The 24,877-nt window shown below is 63.9% G+C and carries 3 protein-coding genes; all 3 read right to left on the bottom strand.

Annotated features, from left to right (window positions below; translation table 11 throughout):
• Positions 1-8: 8 nt before the first annotated feature.
• The 3 genes from FQ192_RS27270 to FQ192_RS27260 are packed head-to-tail and all read right to left on the bottom strand — an operon-like array spanning position 9 to position 24,839.
• Positions 9-13,586, bottom strand: coding sequence for a non-ribosomal peptide synthase/polyketide synthase (locus tag FQ192_RS27270; RefSeq protein WP_149661293.1), 13,578 nt, complete (start codon positions 13,584-13,586; stop codon positions 9-11).
• 13 nt (positions 13,587-13,599) lie between these two features.
• Positions 13,600-21,441 (bottom strand): non-ribosomal peptide synthetase, encoded by a 7,842-nt coding sequence (locus FQ192_RS27265; protein ID WP_149661292.1) that lies wholly within the window; start codon positions 21,439-21,441, stop codon positions 13,600-13,602.
• On the bottom strand, positions 21,438-24,839 hold the full coding sequence (locus FQ192_RS27260) for a non-ribosomal peptide synthetase (RefSeq protein ID WP_149661291.1): 3,402 nt from the start codon (positions 24,837-24,839) through the stop codon (positions 21,438-21,440). The genes FQ192_RS27265 and FQ192_RS27260 overlap by 4 nt, the downstream gene beginning before the upstream one ends.
• Between the last annotated feature and the right edge of the window lie 38 nt (positions 24,840-24,877).

Below are 24,877 nucleotides of genomic sequence, written 5' to 3'. Positions count from 1 at the left end.
ACGACCGATCAATTGACCCGCGCCATGCAATGCTCGATCAACGCTTCCAGCTCGTGCTGATAGCCCTGCATGAAGCCGTCCATGGTCTGTGCCCGGTAGCGCTGGGTGCTGTAGATGCAGCGCAATGCCAACTGACCGTCATAGACCTGGCCGACGATTTCCAGCCAGTTGCCCAGGTTCGCCTTGAGGCTGTAGTTGTCGCCGGTTTCCTCCAGTGCCGGCACCAGCAGCGCCTGTTCATCGAAGCTCTGGTCAAACTGCCCCAGGTAGTTGAACGTCACGCGGGCCTGCGGCAGCCCGGCCAACTGGGTGGCCAGTTGCGAACCGGCGAGATGACGCAACACGCCATAACCAATGCCCTTGCGCGGTACCGCGGCCAGTTGCGCCTGCACATTGATGATCGACGCACCGATGTCCTCGCTCGGGTTCAGGCGCACCGGGAACATGCTGGTGAACCAGCCCAGGCTGCGGCTCAGATCGATGCGCTCGAACAGGTCTTCGCGACCGTGCCCTTCCAGCAGAATCAGCGCCGATGACTGTTCGCTCCAGCGGCACAATGCACGGCTGAGTGCGGTCAGCAGCAAATCGTTGATCTGCGTGCGATAGACCGCCGGGGCCTGCTTGAGCAACTGTTCGGTGTGCTCGCGGGACAACTTGAGCCGCGCCTGCGCCTGCTGCCGCACCTGGTTCTTGCCTCGCAGGTTGTCGCACGGCAGATCCACGCCTGGCTGATCGAGTTGCTCCAGCCAATACCCGAGTTCTTGCTCGGCAATCACCGGTGCCTGCGCCTGCAAGGCCTCGGCAAATGCACGATAACTGCTGGTGCGAATCGGCAATTGGGGTTCCAGGCCCATGACGCAAGCCTCGTACGCCACTTTCAGATCGTCGAGCAGAATCCGCCAGGACACCGTATCGACCACCAAATGGTGAATGACCATCAACAGCCGTGCCTGGCCGTCCGGCAACGCGATGTGCACCGCGCGCCAGGCCGGGCCGTCATCGAGTTTAAGGCTGCGCTGGGTCAGGTTCGCCAGGGCTTCAACCTGCTCGCGGTCCTGCGCCTCGCGCCGCCACAGCAGCGGCTCGCGTTGATCGGTCGGCGCCGCGTATCGCTGCAACCAACGCCCACCTTCCTGGCAGAAGCGCAGGCGCAGCGAATCGTGGTGTTTTTCGATCCAGCCCAAGGCGTGTTCCAGTGCATCCAGATCCAACGCCTGACGCGCACTCAACAACAGCGACTGGTTGTAGTGGTGCGCCTCGGACATGCCTTCGGCGAAGAACCACTCCTGGATCGGCAACAGGTTGAACAGGCCTTCGCTGGCCACATGGGTGATGTCCTCCGACAGCTGTTGCGTGGCCGGTTTCGCCCCGTCCTGCTCGACAATCCCGGCGATGGTTTGCAGACGCATCAGGTCGCGCAGCTTCAGGTCCATCTTCAACGTTGGGTGGTTGCGCACCCGGGAAATCACTTGCAGGCTGAGAATCGAATCACCGCCCAGTTCAAAGAAGTTGTCGCTGATACCGACCTGCTCCACCTGCAGCACCTGGGCCCAGATCTCGGCCAGCAGTTGCTCCTGTTGATTGCGCGGCGCGACATAGTCCTCGCTTTTGAACTCCGGCTCCGGCAGTGCCTTGCGGTCCAGTTTGCCGTTGGGCGTGACCGGGAAAGCGTCGAGGCAGACAATCTGCGCCGGCACCATGTACTCCGGCAGCGTCGCCCGCAGACCGGCCTTGAGCGCATCGCCCAGGTCCTGTCCGTCAGGGGTGACGACGTAACCGATCAACTGCTTGCCACTGGCATTGTCCCGGGCGATGACCAGCGCATCGCTGACCTGCTCGAGTAGCCGCAAGCTGGCCTCGACTTCACCCAGCTCGATACGGAACCCGCGCACCTTGACTTGATGGTCGATACGCCCGACGTAGTCGAGCACGCCGTCAGGCCGCAGACGCACCAGGTCGCCGGAGCGGTAGAGCCGCTCGCCGGCCGCGAACGGGTTGGGCACGAAGCGCTCCCCGGTCAGGTCCGGCCGATGGTGATAACCACGGGCGATACCGTAGCCGCCAATGTACAACTCGCCGGAAAAACCGGGCGGCAGCGGATTCAGGTCTTCGTCCAGCACATACAGCGAGCGACCACCCACGGCTCGGCCAATCGGTGCATAAGCCGCTTCACAGTGTTGGCTTACCGGCACTTTCCACAGCATCGGCGTGACCACCGTTTCCGTCGGGCCATAACCGTTGGTGAAGTACTCGGGGCGCAGCGCCGCCTTCACTTGTTCGAACGTCTGATCCGGCACCGCGTCGCCACCGAAGCAGTAGATGCGCACGGGCGGCGGCGCGATGCCACTGGCGGCGGCGTATTCGGCCAGTTGCTTGAGGTAGGCCGGCGGGAAGCAGGCAATCGTCACACCGTACTCGTGCAGGGCCTGATAAGTCTGTTCGGGGGTCCACAGGCAACCGTCACGAATCACCAGGCGACCACCGCTGTAAAGCGTACTCAACCAGCGTTCATGGGCACCGTCGAAGGCGAAGGACATGAAGTGCAATTCGCAACTGTCGGTGTCCATTTCATACAGCTTGGCGATCGCCTGGCAATGCATGCTCAACGGACCCTGGGTCACCGCGACGCCTTTTGGCCGACCGGTGGAACCGGAGGTGTAGACCAGATAGGCCAACCCCTGCTCCTGGACGCGGCAAACAGGGGCCGCATCGGTGTAACGGGTTTCGTCGAGGTGATCGATTTCCAGGCGCAGCAGGCCTTCGGGGGCCGGCAACGTGCCGCGCAGGCTGCTTTGAGTCAACAGCAGCGCCATCCGCGAATCTTCGATCATGAACGCCAGGCGCTCCGGCGGATAATCGATGTCCAGTGGCACATAGGCCGCCCCGCTCTTGAGCACCGCGAGGAAGCTGACCACCATTTCCAGGGATCGCGGCAGTGCCACGCCGATGACCACTTCCGGGCCGGCGCCGTGTTCGATCAGGCAATGCGCCAGACGATTGGCCCGCTGTTCGAGTTCGCCATAGCTGAGGCTCAACCCGGCGCATTGCAGCGCGATCGCCTCGGGCTGGTGCAGCGCATGCTGGCTGATCAGTTGCGGCAACAGCGTCGCCTGATGATCAGCGGCCGGTTCTGCGCTCCAGGCCTGCATCGCGTGCCACTGCTCGCAGGACAAACGCTGCAAGTTACCCAGGCGTTCGTAAGGCGCGCTCATCATCGCCTCAAGGGTGTTTTCCATTGTCAGGCGAATGCCTTCCACGGCCTCGGCGCTGAAGTGGCTGCGCAGGTACAGGTACTCGATGGACAACTCGTCGCCGAGCATCACCGCTAGGTCCATCGGCACGTTGGTCACTCCATGGCCGATGGATTTTCCGAAGGTCAGCTCCGTGTCGTTTTCCTCTTGCAAGCGGTCATCGATCGGGAAGTTCTCAAACACGATGATGCTGTCGAACAAGCCCTGGCCGCCCAGGTTGGACCAACGCTGCACATCAGCCAGCGGGACCTGGGAATAATCGCGAATGTCCAGGTTGCAGGCCTGGACCTGGTTGAGCCAGTCGGCCAGGCGCTGATCCGGTTCCGGGGTCTGGATGATCGGCAAGGTGTTGATGAACAGCCCAAGCATGTTGCCGACATTCGGCAGGCTCTCGGGACGCCCGGACACCGTGGCGCCGAAGGTGACCGTGCGCTGGCCGGTGTAACGCTGCAACAGCAACAGCCACGCGCCCTGGATCAAGGTGTTGGGGGTGATCCGCAGGTCGCGGCAGAACTGTTGCAAGCGCGCGGTCTGCGACGTGTTCCAGTTTGAATAAATCGCATCGTGCCCGGACACATCGGCCGAGAAGCGCGGGTGCATCGCCTGGCTCAGCGCCGTCGGTTCGGTGACCGGCGCCAGACGGGCTTTCCAGAACACCTCCTGGGCATTCTGGTCCTGGGCTTGCAGCCAGCCGATGAAGTCGCGGTAACGCCCGTTCTCTCCACTGACCTGGCCTTTGGAGTAGTACTGCAACACCTCACCGAACAGCCGCGAACTGCTCCAGCCGTCCATCAGAATGTGGTGGCTGGTCCAGATCATCTGGAACTGCTCGTCACTCAGGCGCAGCAACGTTACCCGCTGAAGACATGCCTTCGACAAGTCAAATGCGTTCGCACGGTCCACGGTGGCAAACTCGGCGATCTGCGCTTCGCTGACCTCCCGATCACGCCAGTCGAGCACTGCCATTTGCAACGGCGCATGGTAATGGACGATCTGCAACGGTTTGGCCAAGCCGTCCTGCCAGTGGAAACTGGTGCGCAGAATGGCCTGGCGCTCGATGATGAATTCCCAGGCGCCACGGAAGCGCTCCACGTCCAGCCCTTTGACCGGCAGGCTGACCTGTTGCATGTACAGGCTACTGCCGTTGTCGGACAGGGTGTGGAACAACATGCCTTCCTGCATCGGCGACAACGGATAGATGTCTTCGATGTCCGGCGCCGTCACCGGCAGCGCGTCGAGCTGGGCCTGATCGAGGCCCGCCAGCGGGAAGTCCGATGGTGTCAGGCCACGGCTATCCGGCTGGCAGCAGTGCTCGGTCAATGCACGCAGTTCCTGCACATACTCGTGCGCCAGGCGCTGGAGGGTCGAGGCATTGAACTGCTGCGGGTTGAACGACCAGCGCAGCTGCAACGCACCGTTGTGCAACTGTGCATCGAGGCTCAGGCACTGACTGGAAGGCGCCGACAGGTGCTCGAAGGCGTCATCGTCCGCCACCAACACGCCATCGCCCACCCAGTCGAGGGTGTCGTGGAAGGTGAAACCGATACAAGGCACCGGCCCGTGCAGGTGATCCTGCAACAAGCCATGGCCAATGCCCTGATCCGGCACCGCCCGCAGTTGTTCCTTGATCTGTTTGATCGAGTCCGCCATCAGCGCGTCGGCCGTCAAGCGTACCGGGTAGCGATGACGGAAAGCACCGACGGTGCGGCTCAGGTCCAGCGCCTCGCCCAACGCCTGACGCCCGTCGGCCTCAAGCTCGAAGACAACCGTCGGCTGACCACTCCAGCGCGAGATAACCCGCGTCAGTGCGGCCAGCAGCAGTTCATTGCGCCCGGTGCGGTAAGCGTCTGGGGCTTTGGTAAGCAGTTGCTGGGTGGCAGCTGGATCGAGCGCAGTGACCCGCGTCGCCGCGGCGGATTGACCTTGCGGCGAATCCAGCGGCAACAGCATGGCATCGCCGCTGTGTTGCGCTTGCCAGAACGGCACTTGCGTCAGCAACGCATCGCTGCGGCCAAACTCCAGCAGTTGCTCGCTCCAGCGCTGGAACGAGGTGGTCTTGACCGGGAACGTCACGCGGTCACCGGCCAGCAGTTGCCGGCAAACACGCTGCAAGTCCTGCAACAGCAGCGACCATGATGCGTTGTCCACCGCCAGCCAATGAGCGACCACCAGTACGCGTTGTTGACCCTGCGGCAGCTCGAAGAGCACCGCGCTCAACAGCGGGCCGTGTGCCGGATCCAGCTCCGCTTGCGCCTGTTCAGCGAGGCGTTGCAGTTGCGCAAGATCGCTCACCCGCTGTTGTCGCACCCGCGCGGCACCTGGCTCTTGATAACGGGCAACGCCGTCGGCGAATGTCAGGCGCAGGCTGTCGTGCTGACCCACCAACGCTTGCATTGCCTGTTCGAGCAACGCCAGAGTCAGCGGCACCTGCGGTTCAAGCCGTATCGAGCAATGGCGCGGACGCTGTGTTTGCGGGGTCTGCAAGTACCATTGCTGCAACGGCAGCAACGGCGTGCTGCCCATCACGGCGCCTTGTTCGGCCGACAGCAGCGCCGGATCGAAGGACACCACGGTCGCCAGCCCCTCCACGGTCTGCTGCTGGAACAGGTCTTTGGGCGTGAAGCGAATGCCCGCCTGGCGCGCACGGCTGACCACCTGGATGGAAATGATCGAATCGCCGCCCAGGCTAAAGAAGTTGTCGCTCACCCCGACCCGGTCGATTTTCAGGATGTCTTGCCAGATCTGCACCAATTGCTGTTCCAGCGCCGTGCGCGGTGCCACGTAATCGCGCGACAGGGGGTTGGCGTCCGGGGCCGGCAAGGCCTTGCGGTCGAGTTTGCCGTTTGGAGTCAGCGGCAACTGGTCGAGGAACAGCCACTGCGCCGGCACCATGTACTCGGGCAAGTGCGCCTTGAGCGCGGCTTTCAGGGCCTCGCTCAGTTCGTCTTGCTCCTGCAGGCTCAGGTCGGTCTGCACGGGCACCACGTAGGCCACCAGTCGCTGGCCATTGTTGCCCTCCACCGCCAGTACCACGCCTTCACGCACGCTGGCATGAGCCAGCATTCGGGTTTCGATTTCCCCCAGCTCGATACGGAAACCACGGACCTTGACCTGATGGTCGATGCGTCCCACGTATTCGATCACGCCACCGTCCTGCAAGCGAGTCAGGTCGCCGGTGCGGTACATGCGCTCGCCGTTGCTCGCCAACGGGTCAGGCACGAATCGTTCGGCGGTCAGGCCTGGACGGAACAGGTAGCCCCGGGTAATGCCGTCGCCAGCCAGGTACAGTTCGGCCGCCACGCCGATGGGCGCCGCCTGCAGTTGCGCGTCGAGCAAATACGCCGTGGTGTTGACCAGCGGCCGGCCAATGTTGGCCAAACCGCCGGCGTCGCGACGGGTCCAGGTCGAATAGGTGGTGTCTTCGGACGGCCCGTACAGGTCGTAGACGTGCTGCACCGACGTGACGCGGTACAGGCTGTCGACGAGGGTCTGCTTAAGCGGTTCACCGGCGAGGTTGATGATCCGCACACCCGGCGGGATCTGCCCGGTCCGATGCAACGCCGCGATGGCTGACGGCACGGTGTTGATCAGGCGCACCTGATCGCGCTCCGGCAGGTCCGGCAGCTCCAGCGCATTGCGGGCGACGATCATCGAGCCGCCGCGCGCCAGGGTGACGAAAATCTCCCACACCGACAGGTCGAAACATACCGATGTCGAGGCCAGCACGCCCTGCAGGTCTTCATCGCTGTAGACCTCGAGGGACCAGTGAATCAGCGCCTGGACATTACGGTGGGCGATGGCCACGCCCTTGGGCTTGCCGGTGGAACCGGAGGTGTAGATCACGTACGCGAGGTTGGCGCAATCACCCCGGGGTTCCAGGTTGTCCGCGCCGAGGTCAACAAACGCCAGGCCACCCGCCTCCACCAACACCACATGGGCCTCGGTAGACGGCAATTGGGCGAGCAGCGCCTGCTGGGTCAGCAGGACTTTCGCCTGGCTGTCCTCGAGCATGTACGCCACGCGATCGGCCGGATAGTCCGGGTCCAGCGGCACGTAGGTGCCACCGGCCTTGAGCACCGCCATCAGCGCAATCACCAGTTGCGCCGAGCGCGGCATCGCCACGCCCACGCGCACTTCAGGGCCAACGCCCAACTGCACCAGCCGCCGGGCCAACTGGTTGGCCTGGCGGTTGAGTTCGGCGTAGCTCAGCGCCACGCCGCCATGACTCAAGGCCAGCGCCTGCGGCCGGCGTTGCGCCTGGGCTTCGAAGCCGTGATGAATCAGCGACTGCCTCGGGTATGGCGCTTGATGGTCGTTCCATTGCGCCAGGGTGAGCAGTTCGCTGGACGACAACAGGCCGATTTCACCCAGCACACGCTGCGGCGCTTCGAGGAACTGAAGCAGCACGGCTTGCAGATGCCCCGCCAGGCCGACAATGCTGCGCTCGGCGAAGTGTGCTGTGAGGTAGTTGAAGTCCAGGCTCAAGACCTCGCCGGCACCGGCGATCAGGGTCAAGGCATAGTTGGTTTGCTCGCGGTGTTCCAGGCTGCCAAAACCCAAGCCGCCCGGATTCGCCTCGAGGGTTTCCGAGACCGGGTAGTTTTCGAACACCAGCAACGTGTCGAACAAGGCTTCGCCACTGAGTTCTGCCAGACGCTGGATATCCTGCAACGGCGTCTGCTCGTAGTCGCGCAGCAGCAGGTTCTTGTCCTGTACGCTGCGCACCCAGTCGCGGACGCTGCTGGTGGCTTGCGGACTGGCGATCACCGGCAAGGTGTTGATGAACAGCCCGAGTTGTTGCTCGATACCCGGCAAATCCACCGGACGCCCAGACACCGTGGCGCCGAACGCGACGCTGGCCTGACCGGTGTAGCGTTGCAACACCAGCAACCACGCCGCTTGCACCAGGCTGTTGAGCGTCACTTGTTGCTGACGGGAGAAACCGTTCAGCCGTTGCGTGAATGCCGCGTCGAACGTCAGGCGATGCACGCCCTTGCCCGGCCCCGGCACGGTCTGCCCGTGACAGGCGCACGCCAACCGGGTCGGTTCGCTCAGCTGCGCCAGTTGCCCGCGCCAGAAGGCTTGCGCCGCGTCTTTGTCCTGGCGTTGCAGCCAGGCCAGGAAGTCGCGGTAACGGCCCTGGGCACTGGGCACCGGTTGACCGGCGTAATCCTGCAGCACTTCGCCGAACATCCGCGAGTTGCTCCAGCCATCCATCAGGATGTGGTGGCAGGTGAAGATCAACCGGTGCCGATCATCCGCGGTGCGCAACAGACACAAGCGCAGCAACGGCGGGTTCTGCAGATCGAAACCGCGCTCCAGGTCAGCCCGCGCCCGCGCTTCAAGGGCGGCGGCCTGATCCGGTTCGCCGCGCACATCCACTTCCGGCATTTCCAGGGTCAACTGGCGATAGATCACCTGCAACGGCGTATCGAGGCCATCGCTGCCCCAGATAAAACCGGCCCGCAGCACTTCATGGCGATCCACCACGCGCTGCCAGGATTGCTGGAAGCGCGGGACGTCCAGACCGTCGATATCCAGCAGCATCTGATAGACGTAGGCACTGGCATCGGCGTCGTACAGGCTGTGGAACAAAATCCCCTGCTGCATCGGCGCCAGCGGATAAAGGTCCTCGATCCGCTGCGCGGCAATCGGCAGGCTGTCCAGATGCGCCTGGGACAACCCGGCCAGCGGCACGTCGGAGGGCGTCAAACCACCGCTCGGGTGGTTCAGGCAATGATCGATCAACTCGCCCAGCGCCACTTCATAGGCACGGGCCAGGGCATTGATGGTGCTTTCTTCAAAGACATCACCGCTATAGGTCCAGGTCAGGCTCAACTGCCCTTGGTAAACCCGGCCATCGATGGTCAGCCAGTTACTCATCGGCGCCTGTTCATCTTGCCCGGCGCCTTTGTTTTCGGTGGCCGGCACCCACAGCGCGGCCTCATCGAAGTTGTTGTCGAACTGGCCAAGGTAGTTGAACGTGACCTTCGGTTGCACCAGATCGCGCAAAGCCGCTTGCGATTCGGCGCTGCCCAGGTAACGCAACAGCCCGAAGCCGATGCCCTTGTTCGGGACCGCCCGCAGTTGTTCCTTGATGCCCTTGATCGACGCTTCGACACTGGCCTGGGGTTTGAGGCGCACCGGGAACATGCTGGTAAACCAGCCGACGGTGCGGCTGAGGTCGAGGTCGTCGAACAGGTCTTCACGACCATGGCCTTCGAGTTGCACCAGGGCGCTGTCGGAAGCGGTCCAGGCACACAGGACCTGAGCCAGTGCGGTCAGCAGCAGGTCATTGACCTGAGTGCGATAGACCGCCGGCGCCTGTTGCAGCAATTGCCGGGTGCGCTCGGCATCAAGGCGAGTGTCGACGCTGCGCTCGAAGCGGTTTTGCAACTGGCCGTGGGGACGGTCCAGCGGCAAATCGACCGGGGCGGCGGCCAGTTGCTCGCGCCAGTAAGCCAGTTCGGCCTCCAGCCTGGCACTGCGGGCATGCCCTTGCAGGCGTTCGCCCCAATCCTTGAACGCGGTGGTCTTGGCCGGTAGCTTCAAGGCCTGGCCGGCGCTGATCTGCTGGTAAGCGCTTTGCAAGTCTTCGAGCAAAATACGCCACGACACGCCATCGACCACCAGGTGATGAATCACCAGCAACAGGCGTTGGCTGGCATCCGGCAAGTCCACCAACACCGCGCGGATCAACGGGCCGTCGCTCAGGTCCAGGCTGCGTTGCAGCTCCAGGCACAGCGCCGGCAAGGCGTCGCTGTCGTGCAGGGTGACCGTGCGCAGCAACGCGGTGGGCTGATCGACCGCGGCATGCACCTGGCGCCAGGCACCGGCGGTTTCACGGTAGCGCAGGCGCAAGGCATCGTGATGCCGTTGCAGGTGCAGCAGCGCCTGTTCCAGCGGCGCCGCGTTCAGCGGCTCGGCCGGGGTCAGCAGGATCGACTGGTTCCAGTGTTGACGCTGGGGAATCCCGGTGCCGAAAAAGTACTGCTGGATCGGTGTCAGCACGGCCTCGCCGACGACATCCCCTTGCATCGCCAGCACCGCATCGCTCTGTTGCGCGACGGTGGCCAGACGCCGCACGGTCTGGTGCTGGAAGATGTCCTTGGGCGAAAAACGGATACCCGCCTGACGCGCCCGGCTGACCACCTGAATCGAGATGATCGAGTCACCGCCCAGCTCGAAGAAGTTGTCGTTGAGCCCGACACGCTCGACCTTCAACACGTCCTGCCAGATCTCGGCCAGACGTTGTTCCAGCTCATTGCGCGGCGCGGCGTAAACCTCCTGCACCTGAATCACGTCCGGGTGCGGCAATTGCTTGCGGTCCAACTTGCCGTTGGCCGTCAGCGGCAGACGCTCCAGGAACGCCCAGTTGAACGGCACCATGTAGTCCGGCAACGTCTCGCGCAGGTGCGCCTTGATCCCGTCGCGCAGCGCGGCGTGGGCATCATCCGGCAGCGCCTCGTTCGGCACGATCCAGGCCGCCAGTTGAGGACCGCTCAGCCCTTCGATCGCCAGCACCACCGCTTCGCGCACGCCCGGGTGCTTGAGCAGTTGGGTTTCGATTTCCCCCAACTCGATGCGGAAACCACGGATCTTCACTTGATGGTCGATACGACCGATGTACTCGATCACCCCGTCGCCGCGCAGCCGCGCCAGGTCGCCGGTGCGGTACAGGCGCGCCCCGCTTTGCGGGTTGAACGGGTCAGGCACAAAACGCGTGGCGGTCATGCCCGGCTGGTTCAGGTAACCCCGGGCCAGGCCATCGCCGGTAATGTACAACTCGCCGATACAGCCTTGGGGCACCAGGTTCAGCGCGCCATCGAGCAAGTACCAAGACAGGTCGACAATCGGTTCGCCGATCGGGCTGGCGTGGCTTTGTTGCAAATCCGCCAGGGACAACGGGCGATACGTCACGTGCACCGTGGTTTCGGTAATGCCGTACATGTTGACCAGCCGCGGCGCGCGGTCGCCGAAGCGCTCGAACCAGGGGCGCAGGCTTTGTACTTCCAGGGCTTCGCCACCGAACACCACATAACGCAGCGCGTGGTGGCGCGACGAGGCGCTGGCCACTTGCACCAACGGCTTGAACGCCGACGGTGTCTGGTTCAACACGGTGATCTGTTCATCGCAGAGCAAGGTGTAGAAATCGTCCGGGGAACGGCTGACGTCGTGGGGCACAACCACCAGTTTGCCGCCGTGCAGCAGCGCGCCGAAAATTTCCCAGACCGAAAAATCGAAGGCGTAGGAATGGAACAGCGTCCAGCTGTCATGAGGGCCGAAACCGAACCAGTGGTCGGTGGCGCTGAACAGGCGCATCACATTGCTATGGGGCAGCAAGGCGCCTTTCGGTTTGCCGGTGGAGCCCGAGGTGTAAATGACATAGGCCAGGTTGTCCGGCGTGGTCAGGCAGACCGGGTTGCTGCTGTTGTCCTGCTCCGGCGGCTGATTCAGGTCGAGGCAGTCGAGCCTCTGCGGGATCGGCAGTTGCGCCAGCAGATGCCCCTGGGCCAGCAATAATTCGATGCCGCTGTCTTCGATCATGTAGCTCAAGCGATCGTGCGGGTAACTCGGGTCTAGCGGCACATAGGCCCCACCCGCCTTCAGCACCGCGATGATGGCGACGATCATGTCCAGCGAACGCTCGACCGACACCCCTACCCGCACGTCCGGGCCAACGCCCCGCGCGATCAGGTGATGCGCCCATTGGTTGGCGCGTCGGTTGAGTTCGGCGTAGCTCAGGCGCTGTTCGCCACACACCACGGCGACCGCCTCGGGATAACGCTCGGCCTGCGTCTCGATGGCTTGATGAAGACACTGGCTGACCGGGTGGGCAACCCGTGCCGGGTTCCATTGCGCAAGCAATTGCTGCTGCCGGGCGGCGCCGAGCATCGGCAATTGGGCGATACGCTGGCTCGGGTCCTGGACAATCGCCCGCAACAGCTCAGACCAATCCTCGGCCAGGCGTTCAATGGTGGCCGCATCGAACAGGTCAGTGGCGTATTTGAGCACCGCTTCGATGCCATGGGCCTGCTCGGTGGTGTTGAGCACCAGGTCGAACTGCGCGGTCTGGCTCTGCCATTGCAGCGGCTCGATGTGCAACCCGTTCAGACGAGTGTGCACACTCGCCCGACGTTCTGCGGTGTGGTTGAACATCACCTGGAACAACGGACTGTGACTCAGGCTGCGGCCCGGCTCCAGGGCTTCCACCAACTGCTCGAACGGCAGATCCTGATGCGCCTGGGCTTCTTGCGCGGTGAGCTTGACCTGACGCAGCAAATCGACAAAACGGCTTTGCCCATCGACGTCAGCCTTGAGCACCTGGGTGTTGACGAAGAAACCGATCAGACGCTCGATTTCCACCCGGCCACGGTTGGCCACCGGCACGCCGACGCGAATGTCGGCTTGACCGCTGTAACGGTGCAACAGCGCCTGGAAAGCCGCCAGCAACACCACGAACAGGGTGACGTTTTCCTGGCGGGCGAATGCCTTGAGGCCATTGCTCAGTGCCGGGTCGAGAATCAAATTGTGGCTGGCACCGGCAAAGCTTTGATCCACCGAACGCGCGCGGTCGGTGGGCAGCTCCAGCACCGGTTGTTCGCCACCGAGCTTTTGTTGCCAGTAAGCCAACTGACGCGCTTGCTCGCCGGCCTCCATCCACTGCCGCTGCCACAGGGCATAGTCGGCGTATTGAATCGGCAAGGCGGGCAATCCGGCGGCGTGGCCGAGGTTGAAACCGGCGTACAGCTGCACCAGCTCCTCGATCATGACTTGCAGCGACCAGCCGTCGGAAACGATGTGGTGCAGGGTCAGCACCAACACGTGGTCATCGGGGGTAACTTGCAGCAGGGCTGCGCGCAACAGCGGGCCGTGCTGCAAATCGAAAGTCTTCTGGCTCTGGGCCTGGACGAACGCCTGGATGGGTTCATCCGGGGCTTTCGCCTGCGCAGGGCTCAGTTGATGGGTATCAAGGGCAAAGGGTCCTGCGGGCAGGATCACTTGCAAAGGTTGCTCGGCTTCCTGGGTGAACACCGTGCGCAAGGTTTCGTGTCGTTCAATCAATGCCTGGATGCTGCTTTGCAGCGCGGCCACATCCAGCGGCCCCTGCAAACGCAGGGCCGTCGGGATGTTGTAGGCGGCGCTGTGCGGCGCCCATTGCCAGAGGAACCACTGGCGCTGTTGAGCGTAGGACAGCAGCAGCGGCTCTTCGGCCGTGCGCTTGAAAACCGGGGCAATGTCAAAGAGGTTGACGCCTTTCTGCTTGAGCAGAACCGCCAGGGCCTTTCTTTGCTTAGCCGAAAGTTGTCCTACCGACTCGATTAACTCTTGCACGCGTTGTTCCCTCTCAAGAAATCAGTTTTTCCAGATCATCGAGGGATAGACGTTTGAGGGCCTCCAGGGATTTAGCCAATTCGTCCTGAACCGGCGATAAATCGACGCGCAATGCCTCGATACGGTTGCAGAACGCGTGCAGCGTGTCCGCTTCGAACAGTTCCTTGAGCGCCACTTTGTCGCCCAGGCGTTCCTTGATCCGGGTGACCACCAGGGTCGCCAGCAACGAATGCCCGCCCAACTGGAAGAAGTTGTCTGTCAACCCGACCTGCTCGACTTCAAGGACTTCCTGCCAGATCGTTGCCACTTCCCATTGCAGCTGCGTGTGCGGCGGTTCGTAGCGTTGCCGGGCCGGGCTGCCGCCAAGCGCCATCAGGACCTTGCGGTCCAGCTTGCCATTGGGGGTCAGCGGCACGGCGTCGATAATGTGCAGATGTGCTGGCACCATGTGCGCCGGCAAACGACTGATCAACGCCGCCCGCAAGCGCTCTGCCAGCCAGTGCGAATCCGCGACCGGTGGCACCGCCACGACATAGGCGTGCAAGTGTTTGCCGGCAACGCCGTCCTCGGCCAGGACCACCGCTTCGCGAACCTCTGCCAGCTCCAGCAGTCGCGCTTCGATTTCACTCAACTCGATGCGGAAGCCGCGGATCTTCACCTGATGGTCGGCACGGCCGATGTACTCGATCTGCCCGTCCGCCCCCTGGCGCACCAGATCGCCGGTGCGGTACAGGCGCTCGCCGTTACTGGAGAACGGGTCTGGCACGAAGCGTTCAGCGGTCAGCCCCGCCCGCATCAGGTAGCCTCGGGTCACGCCGGCACCGGCCAGGTACAACTCGGCGGCGACCCCGGCCGGCAGCACGTGCAACTGACTGTCGAGCAGGTAGGCCACGGTGTTTTCCAGCGGCCGGCCGATGTTCGCCTGGCCCTGGGGTCTGCGCAGGGTGAAGGTCGAGTAAGTGGTGTCCTCGGAAGGCCCATACAAGTCGTAGACTTGCTTGACCGACGTGGTCGCGTACAGCGTGTCCACCAGCGTTTGCTTGAGCGGTTCACCCGCCAGATTGATGGTGCCGACCGAGGCCGGGATCTGCCCGGAGCGCTGCAACGCGGCGATCGCCGACGGCACAGTGTTGATCAGCGTGACCCGTTCGCGGGCCGGCAAATCCGCCAGCGCCAGGGCATTGTCAGCCAGCACCATGCAACCGCCGCACGCCAGGGTGACAAAGATTTCCCAGACCGACAGGTCGAAGCAAATCGAGGTCGAGGCCAGCACGCCGAGCAATTGCTCATCGCGGTACACACCCGCAGACCACTGGATCAGCGCCCCCAGGTTGCCGTGGGTAATCGCCACGCCCTTGGGCTTGCCGGTGGAACCGGAGGTGTAGATCACATAGGCGAGGTTGTGCGCCGAAAGGCTGATCGACGGCGCGGTGGACGGGTAGTCGCCGAGCCAGTCGCTGCGTTCTTCGACCACCAGTACCTGCGCGCTCAACGCCGCGGGCAACAGCGCCTGGGCCACCGCCTCGGTCAGCAGCACGGCCGCGCAACTGTCGTCGAGCATGTGCAGCAAGCGCTCCTGCGGGTACTCCGGGTCCAGCGGCACATAAGCGCCACCGGCCTTGAGGATCGCGAGCAAGCCGACCAGCATGTCCGGCGTACGGCGCATGCACACGCCGACCCGCACTTCCGGTCCGACACCCAGCGCTTGCAGCTTGTGCGCCAGGCGATTGGCCCGGGCATCGAGCTGCTGATAATCGATCTGCTGCTCGGCAAACAGAATCGCCGTCGCTTGCGGTTGCCGTTGAACCTGCGCGTCGATCCGCTCAAGCACCGTGCGCGAATCCAGCGCCGTGGTGTCAGCCCGACCCCATTCGAGCGCGGCCTGCCGTTGCGCTTCATCCAGCAGGTGCAAGGCACCCAGCGGCTGCGTGGCATCGGCGAGGAACTGCGTCATCAGGCTTTCGAGTTGCGCGGTCAGGCCGACGATGCTGGCCTGATCGAAACAGGCCTGGTCGAAACTCAACCCCAGGCTCAGCTCACGGCCGGTGACGGCCACCAAAGTCAGCGGGTAGTGGGTCTGCTCCTGACGCTGGATGGCCGAGAACACCAGGCCCGAGGCCGGCGCCTGCTCCAGGGCTTCGGCCATCGGGTAGTTCTCGAACACCAGGATGCTGTCGAACAGTGAGCCCGCGCCCAAGCCAGCCCGGCGCTGGATTTCATAGAGCGGCGTATGTTCGTGCTCGCGCAGGGCCAGGTTGAGGCTTTGCACCTGCTGCAACCATTGACCTACCGACAACTCGGCGGACGGTGCGGCCACCACCGGCAAGGTATTGATGAACAAGCCGATCTGTTGCTCGACCCCGGGCAAATCGGTCGGGCGACCGGCCACGGTCGCGCCGAAGGCCACGGTGTTCTGCCCGGTGTAGCGTTGCAACAGCACCAGCCAGGCCGCTTGCATCAGCGTGTTGAGCGTGACTTTCTGCTCACGGGCAAAGCGGTTCAGCTCAACCGTCAGTTGTTCGCCGAACACATGCTGATGTTCGGCATAGCCGCTGCCCGGCTCCTGACGCGGCGGCATGGCGCTGGCCAGTCGGGTCGGCTCTTCGAGGCTGGCCAGCGCCGTGCGCCAGAAGTCGCGGCTGGCCTGTTGGTCGCGTTGCCCCAGCCATTCGATGTAGTCGCGATAACGCCCGGCGCTAGCGGTCGGGGTCATGCCGGCATAGCGTTGCAGCACTTCGCCGAACAGCTGCGAGGTGCTCCAGCCGTCCATCAGAATGTGATGGCTGGTGTAGATCAGGTGATGCACCGACTCACCGGTCTGCACCAATTGCACGCGCAACAGCGGCGCCTTGCTCAGGTCGAAACCGCGCGCCAGGTCTTCCTGTGCCAAGGCGTCCAGCGCGGTGTCGAGGTCGGTACGCGCGCGCCAGTCTTGCACGCGCCACGGCATCTGCACCGTTTGGCAAACCACCTGCACGGCTGCGGCGGCGTCTTCTGGCCAGACAAACACTGTGCGCAGAATCTCGTGGGCGTCGACGGTCTGCTGCCAGGCCTGCTGAAAGCGCCCGGCGTCCAGCCGCCGCACATCGACCCGCAACTGATTGGTGTACGCCGGGCCGTCCGGTTCGTTGATGCTGTGGAACAGGATGCCCTGCTGCATCGGCGACAACGGATAGAGATCAATGATCTCCCGCGCCGGTATCGGCAAGGCCGAGAGTTGCGCCGGGGTCAGGGTTACCAGGCTGAAGTCCGACGGCGTGACGCCGGCCTGTTCGGTGTCGCAGCAATGCTCGATCAGCCGCTCCAGCTCAAGGCGATAGGCATCAGCCAGGGCTTGAATGGTTTGCGGGCGGAACATGCCCTCGCCGAACGTCCAGGTCAGTTCCAGCTCGGCGCCATACACCTGACCGTCGATGCTCAGCCAGTTGGCCAGCGGCGCATCCGGGTCCTGATTGGCCCCGGTGCTCTCCCCGCTCGGGAGGAACAACGCGCCATCAGCGGCACTGAACGAACCGTCGAACTGGCCCAGGTAGTTGAAAGTCACCCGTGGTTGCACCCACGGGGTCAGCGGCTGATCCGGAGTCAGGTAACGCAGCACGCCGTAGCCAATGCCTTTGCCCGGCACGGCGCGCAGTTGTTCCTTGATCGCACACAGCGACGCACCGGGCTCGGCCTCTGGCGTCAACCGCACCGGGAACAGGCTGCTGAACCAGCCGACCGTGCGACTCAAGTCCAGATCGTCGAACAGGTCTTCACGACCATGTCCTTCAAGCTGGATCAGCACCGAGGACTGCTCGCTCCAGTCACACAGCACCCGCGCCAGGGCCGTGAGCAACAAGTCGTTGATCTGCGTGCGGTAGGCGGCGGGCGCGACTTTGAGCAGTTTGTGGGTCAGGGCCTTGCTCAGTCGCGAAGTCGCCCTGGCCGCCTGACGCTGAACCTGAGCCTGCGCAGTCAGCGGGAAGTCCCGAGGCAGTTGCGCCTCGACGCCGTCCAGGGTCTTGATCCAGTAATCACGTTCGCCAGCCAGGGTTTCACTGCGGCCGAACTGATGCAGGTGTTCGGCCCAGCGCTGCAGCGAACTGCTCTTGCCCGGCAGGGCCGGCGCCCTGCCCGCCGCCAGCGCGGTATACGCCTGCTGCACATCTTCCAGCAGGACCCGCCAGGACACGCCGTCCACCACCAGGTGATGGATAACCAGCAGCAAACGCTGCGCACCGTCCGGCAGGTTCACCAGCACCGCTCGCACCAGACGGCCCTGTTGCAGATTGAGACTGCGCTGGGCTTCGTCCGCCAGCGCCGGCAACTGCGCCAGGTCACTCAGCTCGCGCACCCACAAGACCTCAGGGTCGCGCTCGGTCTGGAACATCGCTTGCCAGCGATCGCCACAGGCCTGGAAGTTGAGGGTCAAGGCATCGTGATGTTCGATCACGGCCAGTAACGCCTTGTGCAGATGGCCGGCATTGAGGGGCGCTTGTGGTTGCAACATCACGGACTGGTTCCAGTGATGTCGCTTGGCAATGTCCATCTCGAAGAATCGCGCCTGGATCGGCAGCAAGGCCAACGTGCCACTGATCTGTTGCGAGGTGGTCAGCGCCGGCTTGGTTTCGATCAGCTTGGCCACCGCCGCCAACAGGCCAATCGTCTGCTTTTCGAACAACTGCTTGGGGCTCAACTTGATTCCCTGGCGCTTGGCCCGGGCAATGATTTGCAGGCTCAGGATCGAGTCACCGCCCAGTTCGAAGAAATTGTCGGTGCTGCCGACGCGCTCAAGCTTGAGCACCTCGGCCCAGATCGCGGCCAGTTTCTCTTCGATTTCACCCACCGGCGCCACAAAGTGCTGCGTGACCACCCCGGGCACCGGCAAGGCACGCTTGTCGAGCTTGCCGTTGGCCGTGAGGGGCAGGTGCTCCAGAAGCACCATCTGCGCCGGCAGCAGGTAGTCCGGCAGGCAAGCTTGCAACTGCTGACGCAGGCCATCGATTTGCAGGGTCATACCCGCCGCAGCGACGCAATAGGCGACCAGTTGCAGCCGCGATTCATCGCCGTCCAGCGGCAAGGCCAGCACCGCCGCCTCGCTGACGCCGGCCAGCCCGAGCAACACCCGGGCGACTTCGGCGGGTTCCACACGGTAGCCACGGACCTTGACCTGATCGTCGGCGCGGCCGATGAATTCCATCGCCTGCTGGCGATTACGGCGCACCCGGTCACCGCTGCGATACACCCGCGCACCGGCCGGGCCAAAGGGGTCCGGCACGAAGCGTTCAGCGGTCAGGCCTGGCTGCCCGAGGTAACCCAGAGCCACGCTGTCGCCACCGATGTACAACTCGCCCGCGACCTTGTCGGCGACAGCATTCAACACGTCGTCCAGCACGTAGGCCTGAGCGCCCGGCAATGGCCGGCCGACCGGCACGCCCCGGGCGCTCGGGTCGAGGTCGATGACTTCGTGAGTCAACACCCCGACCGTGGTTTCGCTGGGGCCGTAGTGGTTGATGAAACGGCATTGCGGCTTGAGTTGGCGCACCCGCTCCAGCAACGCTGGCGAGCAGGCTTCGCCGCCTACGATCAGCGCATGTTCGGGCAAGACATCGGCTGGCCGCGAAGCCTGCAACAGCGCCGCCAAATGCCCCGGCACGATTTTCAGCACGCCCACGCGGTGTTCGCTCATGTACTCGGCAAAGCGGTCCGGATCAAAGCCCAGTTCTTCCGGCAACACATGCAGCAGGCGCCCCGAACACAAGGCGCCGAACAGCACGGTAAAGCCCAGGTCAGCGGCGATGGTGGAGACCAACGCCATGCTCGCGTCCGGCGCCAGGGCCAGCCGTTCCAGCGCGCCACGCACATAACTGGCGAGCGCACCGTGACTGACCAGCACGCCTTTCGGTTGCCCGGTGGAGCCGGACGTGTGAATCACATAGGCCGGCGACTCCGCCGACAGCGTCAACGCAGGGCTCGATGCAGGCTGGTCCTGCCAGTGCGACGGGGCAAAGGCCAGGCCCTGGCAACCGGCGACCGCCAGGCGGGTGACGCGTTCATCACCGTCTGCGCACAACAGCACCGATGCCTGCGCGCCTTCCAGCATCTGCTTCAAACGCGCCGCCGGGGCCTTGATGTCCAGCGGCATGTACACCGCCCCCGCCTTGAAAATGGCGAGGACGCTGATCAGCCAGTCCAGCGAGCGCTCCATCAGCACCGCCACCGGTTGAGCATCGCGCACGCCTTGTGCGCGCAAATAATGCGCGAGGCGATTGGCCGCTTGATCCAGCGCCTGAAAACTCAGGGCCTGCTGCAAATCCCGTGCGGCCAGCGCCTCGGGTTGCCGCGCCACTTCGCGCTCCCAGTGCTGCAACACTTGCAATGCCGACGTCTGCGACGGTTCGGCCAGCGCCAATGCGCCAGTCGCAATGCTGTGCAGCGGCGCTTGCGGGGCCTTCAACAGTTCGTCGAACAGGCTGAGCAGCGCCGGTATAAAGCCTTCAATGGTCGAGCGCTGGTAGAGGTCGCTGGCGTAGGTCATTTGCCCGTGGATCAGCGCGCCATCGTCGGTGATGTCCAACGCCAGGTCGAAATGCGTGCCTTGCTTGTCCAGCGTGTATTCGGCAACGCTCAGGCCCGGCAGGTCCATCGAGCGTTGTTTCTGCATGCCGACGTTCTGGTTGAACTTGGCCTGGAACAACGGATTGTGGCCGAGGGTGCGCTCGGCCACCAACTCGTCGACCAACTGCTCGAACGGCAGCTCCTGATGCGCCTGGGCACCGAACGAAGCCTCGCGCACCTGTGCCAGCAGATCATTGAAACTGCCACGCTCATCCACCTGGCAACGCAGTACCTGGGTGTTGACGAAGAAGCCGATCAGCCCTTCGACTTCGGCGCGACCGCGGTTGGCGTTGGGCACGCCGACGCGGATATCGCGCTCCCCGGCCTGACGCGACAGAAACAGCGAAAACCCGGCCAGCACCAGCATGAACAGACTGGTGCCCCGAGCCCGGGCGAACGCATTGAGCTGGCGCGACAGCCCAGTGCCGAAATCAAAGCTCAGGGTCTGACCCTCAAAGCTTTGGGTCAGTGGCCGGTCGAAGTCCGCCGCCACCGCCAACAACGGATGCTCTTCACCCAACTGCTGGCGCCAGTAATCGAGTTGACGCTCGCCTTCGCCGGCCTCCAGCCAGCGACGTTGCCAGATGGCGTAGTCGGCGTACTGCAGGGTCAGCGCCGGCAGTTGCGGCTCGCGCTCCAGGCAGAACGCCTGATAGCACTGCACGAACTCCTTGACCATCACGTCCATCGACCAGCCATCGGAGACGATGTGATGCATGCTCACCACCAGCACCCACTCGTCCTCGGCCAGGCAAAACAGGCTCGCGCGCAGCAAGGGGCCGTGGCGCAAATCGAACGGCTGCGCCGTGACCGTGCGCACCCGTAGCGCCAGTTCGGCTTCGCGCTCTTGCGGGGCAATACCCGAGAGGTCGATGCGTTCCAGCGGCACCTGTTGCTGATCAAGGATCACCTGACGCGGCTGATCACCGTCGGTATGGAACACCGTACGCAGCACTTCATGCCGCGCCACCAGGTGATCGAACGAACGCAGCAACGCCGGCTCATTCAATTGCCCGCGCAAGCGCAGGCCGGCAGCCATGTTGTAAGCAGCGCTGTGGGGCTCCAGTTGCCAGAGAAACAGCAAGCGTTGCTGGGCGAACGACAGCGGGATCAGCGGGTTGTCGTGACGGCTGACCGGCAGCGGCAGCAGGCTGAAATCCTTGCCGTCCTCACGCAATTTGGCCAGAAACTGTCGACGCTGCTCCAGCGGCAAACCGACGAACCTTTTAGCGATGCGTTCCGCCATAGTGCCGCTCATGCTTCTACTCCTTCCAAAGAACTCATGAACTGGTCCATGTCCGACCAGTCGTTATCCGCCGCACTGCCCGCCAACTGCGCCACGGTCAGGGCCAGATCACCCAGCACGGGTTTTTCGAACAGGTTGCGCAGCGGCAGAATCACGCCCAACTGGTTTTTGATCCGGCCGATCACTTGCGCGGCCAGCAGCGAATGACCGCCCAACTCAAAAAAGTGATCGTCGACCCCGACCTGGGGTACTTGCAGCACGTCCATCCAGATGTTCGCCAGGCACACCTCGGTGTCGGTTTGCGGGGCGCGATAGGCGACCTGCAATTGACTGGCGTGCGGCGCCGGCAAGGCCTTGCGATCCAGCTTGCCGCTGGGGGTCAGGGGCAAATGCGGCAACAGCAGCAGATGGCCGGGGACCATGTAGTCCGGCAGGCTGGCTTGCAACGCAGTGCGGGTTTGCTGACGGAACAGCGCCTGCTCGGCCACGCTGTCGAGCACCGATTCCTCGGGAACCAGATAGGCCACCAGTTGCAGGCCTCCGGTCAGCGGCAACGCCAGCACCACCGCCTCGCGAACCCCCGGACATTGCTGCAGGCGCGATTCGATCTCGCCCAGCTCAATGCGGAAGCCGCGAATCTTCACTTGGTGGTCCACCCGTCCGATGTATTCCAGCGCGCCATCCACCCGCAGGCGAGCGCGGTCGCCGGTGCGGTACAGGCGCTCGCCGGTGGCGAACGGGTCGGCGATAAAGCGCTCGGCGCTGAGGGTCGGCTGCCGATGATAACCGCGCGCCAGCCCTGGGCCGCCGATGTACAACTCGCCCACCGCGCCTTGAGGCAGCAGATTCAAATCGTCGTCGAGCACGTACACCCGACGTTGCGCCAGACCGTGGCCAATCGGAATCCCGCGCCACGACACGGCTTGCGGCGTCAGCGCGGTGCAATCGTGAATGGTCGAGACCACCGTGGCCTCGGTCGGGCCGTAGGTATTGAGCAAGCGCACATGGCCCAGCCCGGCCAGTTGCCACAGGCGCAGGCCGTCCACCGCCATGGCTTCGCCGCCGACATGGATCTGGCGCAAGGCACCGAAGTGCGCTGGCGGATTGGCTGCGTAGTCCTGCACCAGCCAATGCCAGTACGCCGCAGGCAAGTCGGCCAGGGTCACGCCGTGTTCGAGAATGACCTGATGCAACGTCGCGCTGTCCCACAACCGTGAGTCGCGCAAGACCACGCAAGCGCCATGGCACAGCGCCGGGAAGAATTGCTCGACGAAACCGTCGAAGCTGCTGGTTGCGAACTGCAACACCCGGTCACCTTCGCGCAGGTCGCTGTAGTCGATGGCCCGCTCGATGAACTCGCTCAGCGCACCATGACTGATCGCCACGCCTTTCGGGCGCCCGGTGGAGCCGGAGGTGTAGATCACGTAGGCAAGGTTCTGCGGATCAACCGCCACGTTCAGATTGTCCTGGGCCGCGTTGGTCGGCAAACGGTCCACGCACAGGCACTCGATGCCATTGAGCGGCGGCAGGCTCGGCAGCCATTCGCTGTCGGTCAGCAGCAGTTTCAGCCCGCTGTCGTCGAGCACATGGCGCAGGCGCTCGGCCGGGGTCTGCGGGTCCAGCGGCACGTAGGCGCCGCCGGCCTTGAGCACCGCCAGCAGCGCGACGGCCAGCTCCAGCGAACGACCGAGCGCCACGCCAACCAAGACGTCGGGGCCGACACCCTGGGCGCACAACTGATGGGCCAGGCGATTGCTGCGGGTATTGAGTTCGGCGTAGTTGAGCGAGGGCGCATGATCGTGCGCAAGGATCAACGCCGCCGCGTCCGGGGTACGCGCGACGTGCGCTTCGAACACCTGTTGGAAGCAGGCGATGCGGGCCGGGGCCTCGCTGGCCTGGAACAAGCCGTCGTGCTCGGCTTCGGCCAGCATCGACAATTCGCCCAGCGGCTGCTGCGGGTCGCGGCACACCGCCGCCAACAGGTTGTGCCAATGCCCGGCCAGCGCGGCGATGGTCGATGGGTCGAAGATGTCGGTGGCGTAGGTAAACGCCGCAAACAACTGCTCGCCCTCCTCCCGGGTATCGAGCATCAGGTCGCTGGTCGCCGCATGCTGACGACCGCAGCCCGCCAGTTGCGCTTCGCTCAGGTAACCGACCTGCAAACCGCAGTCGAGTCGCACATCCTGTAAATCGGTGACCAGCGGTTGGTGATTGAACATCACCTGGAACAGTGGGTTATGGCTCTGGCTGCGGGCCGGTTGCAGGGCCTCGATCAACGCGTCGAACGGCAATTCCTGATGGGCCTGGGCGCCGAGGGCCGACTGGCGCAGGCTCTGCAGCAAGTCGGTAAAACGGGTTTGCGCCGTGACCTCGCTGCGCAGGATCTGGGTGTTGACGAAGAAGCCGATCAGGCCTTCGGTTTCACTGCGGGTGCGGTTGGCGATCAGGCCGCCGACGCGGATGTCGGTCTGGCCGCTGTAGCGGTGCAGCAAGGTCTTGAACGCTGCCAGCAGGACCACGAACAGCGTGACACCCTGGCGCTGCGCGAGGTTTTTCAAGTCCTGGCGCAACGCCGCGTCGATGACTTTTTCCAGGCGTGCGCCCTGGTGGCTGGACTGGGCCGGATAGGCGCGATCCGTCGGCAATTCGAGGATCGGGTGTTCGGCGCCCAACTGTGTGCGCCAATAGTCGAGCTGGCGCTCACGCTCGCCGACCTCCAGCCAACTGCGCTGCCACAGGGCGTAGTCGCGATAGTGCACGGTCAGCGCCGGCAATGTCGGCTGCTGGCCGGCGACGAGAGCGTCGTAGGTCTTCATGAACTCGTCGATGAGGATGTTCATCGACCAGCCATCGGCAATGATGTGATGCAGCGTCAACAGCAGCACGTGCTGCTGTTCGGCCAGGCGCAACAGGCGCAGGCTCAGCAACGGGCCTTGTTGCAGGTCGAACGCCTGGGTGGCTTCGGCCATCATGTGCTGTTGCGCACGGGACCAGCGCTGTTCTTCGGGGACCGCACTCAGGTCGGTGACCGCCAGGGTCAGCTCCTTGGGTTCAGCCACGTGCTGGAAGGCACGCTCGCCCTCCTGACCGAAGGTCGTGCGCAGGCACTCATGCCGCGCCACCAGAAGACTGAACGCACGCTCCAGCGCCTGGGGCTGCAACGGGCCATCGAGGCGCACCGCCATCGGCAGGTTGTAGGCCGCGCTGTGGGGGTCCAGTTGCCAAAGAAACCACATGCGCTGCTGGGCATAGGAAAGACCGTCGCGCTCGGCGGCGCCGACACAGGCCGTCATGGGAAGCTGAGCAAAATCGATGCCTTCGCGGGCCATGCCGGCGAGGAACAAGCGGCGCTTGTCCTGTGGCAACTCGATAAAACGGCGGGCTAGTTTCTGTGCATCTGCGGCATTCATGCGTGGGGTCCTTGCTGATCGGCGGCGTGACCAGGAGG

The sequence above is a fragment of the Pseudomonas sp. ANT_J12 genome (assembly GCF_008370045.1).
Classification (GTDB): domain Bacteria; phylum Pseudomonadota; class Gammaproteobacteria; order Pseudomonadales; family Pseudomonadaceae; genus Aquipseudomonas.
This window is presented reverse-complemented; position numbering and strand designations above follow the sequence as displayed.

What these genes read in the sequence shown, in the direction of transcription:
- FQ192_RS27265 (WP_149661292.1), bottom strand. Translation starts at nt 21,441, where the DNA reads ATGAGCGGCACTATGGCGGAACGCATCGCTAAAAGGTTCGTCGGTTTG.
- FQ192_RS27260 (WP_149661291.1), bottom strand. Translation starts at nt 24,839, where the DNA reads ATGAATGCCGCAGATGCACAGAAACTAGCCCGCCGTTTTATCGAGTTG.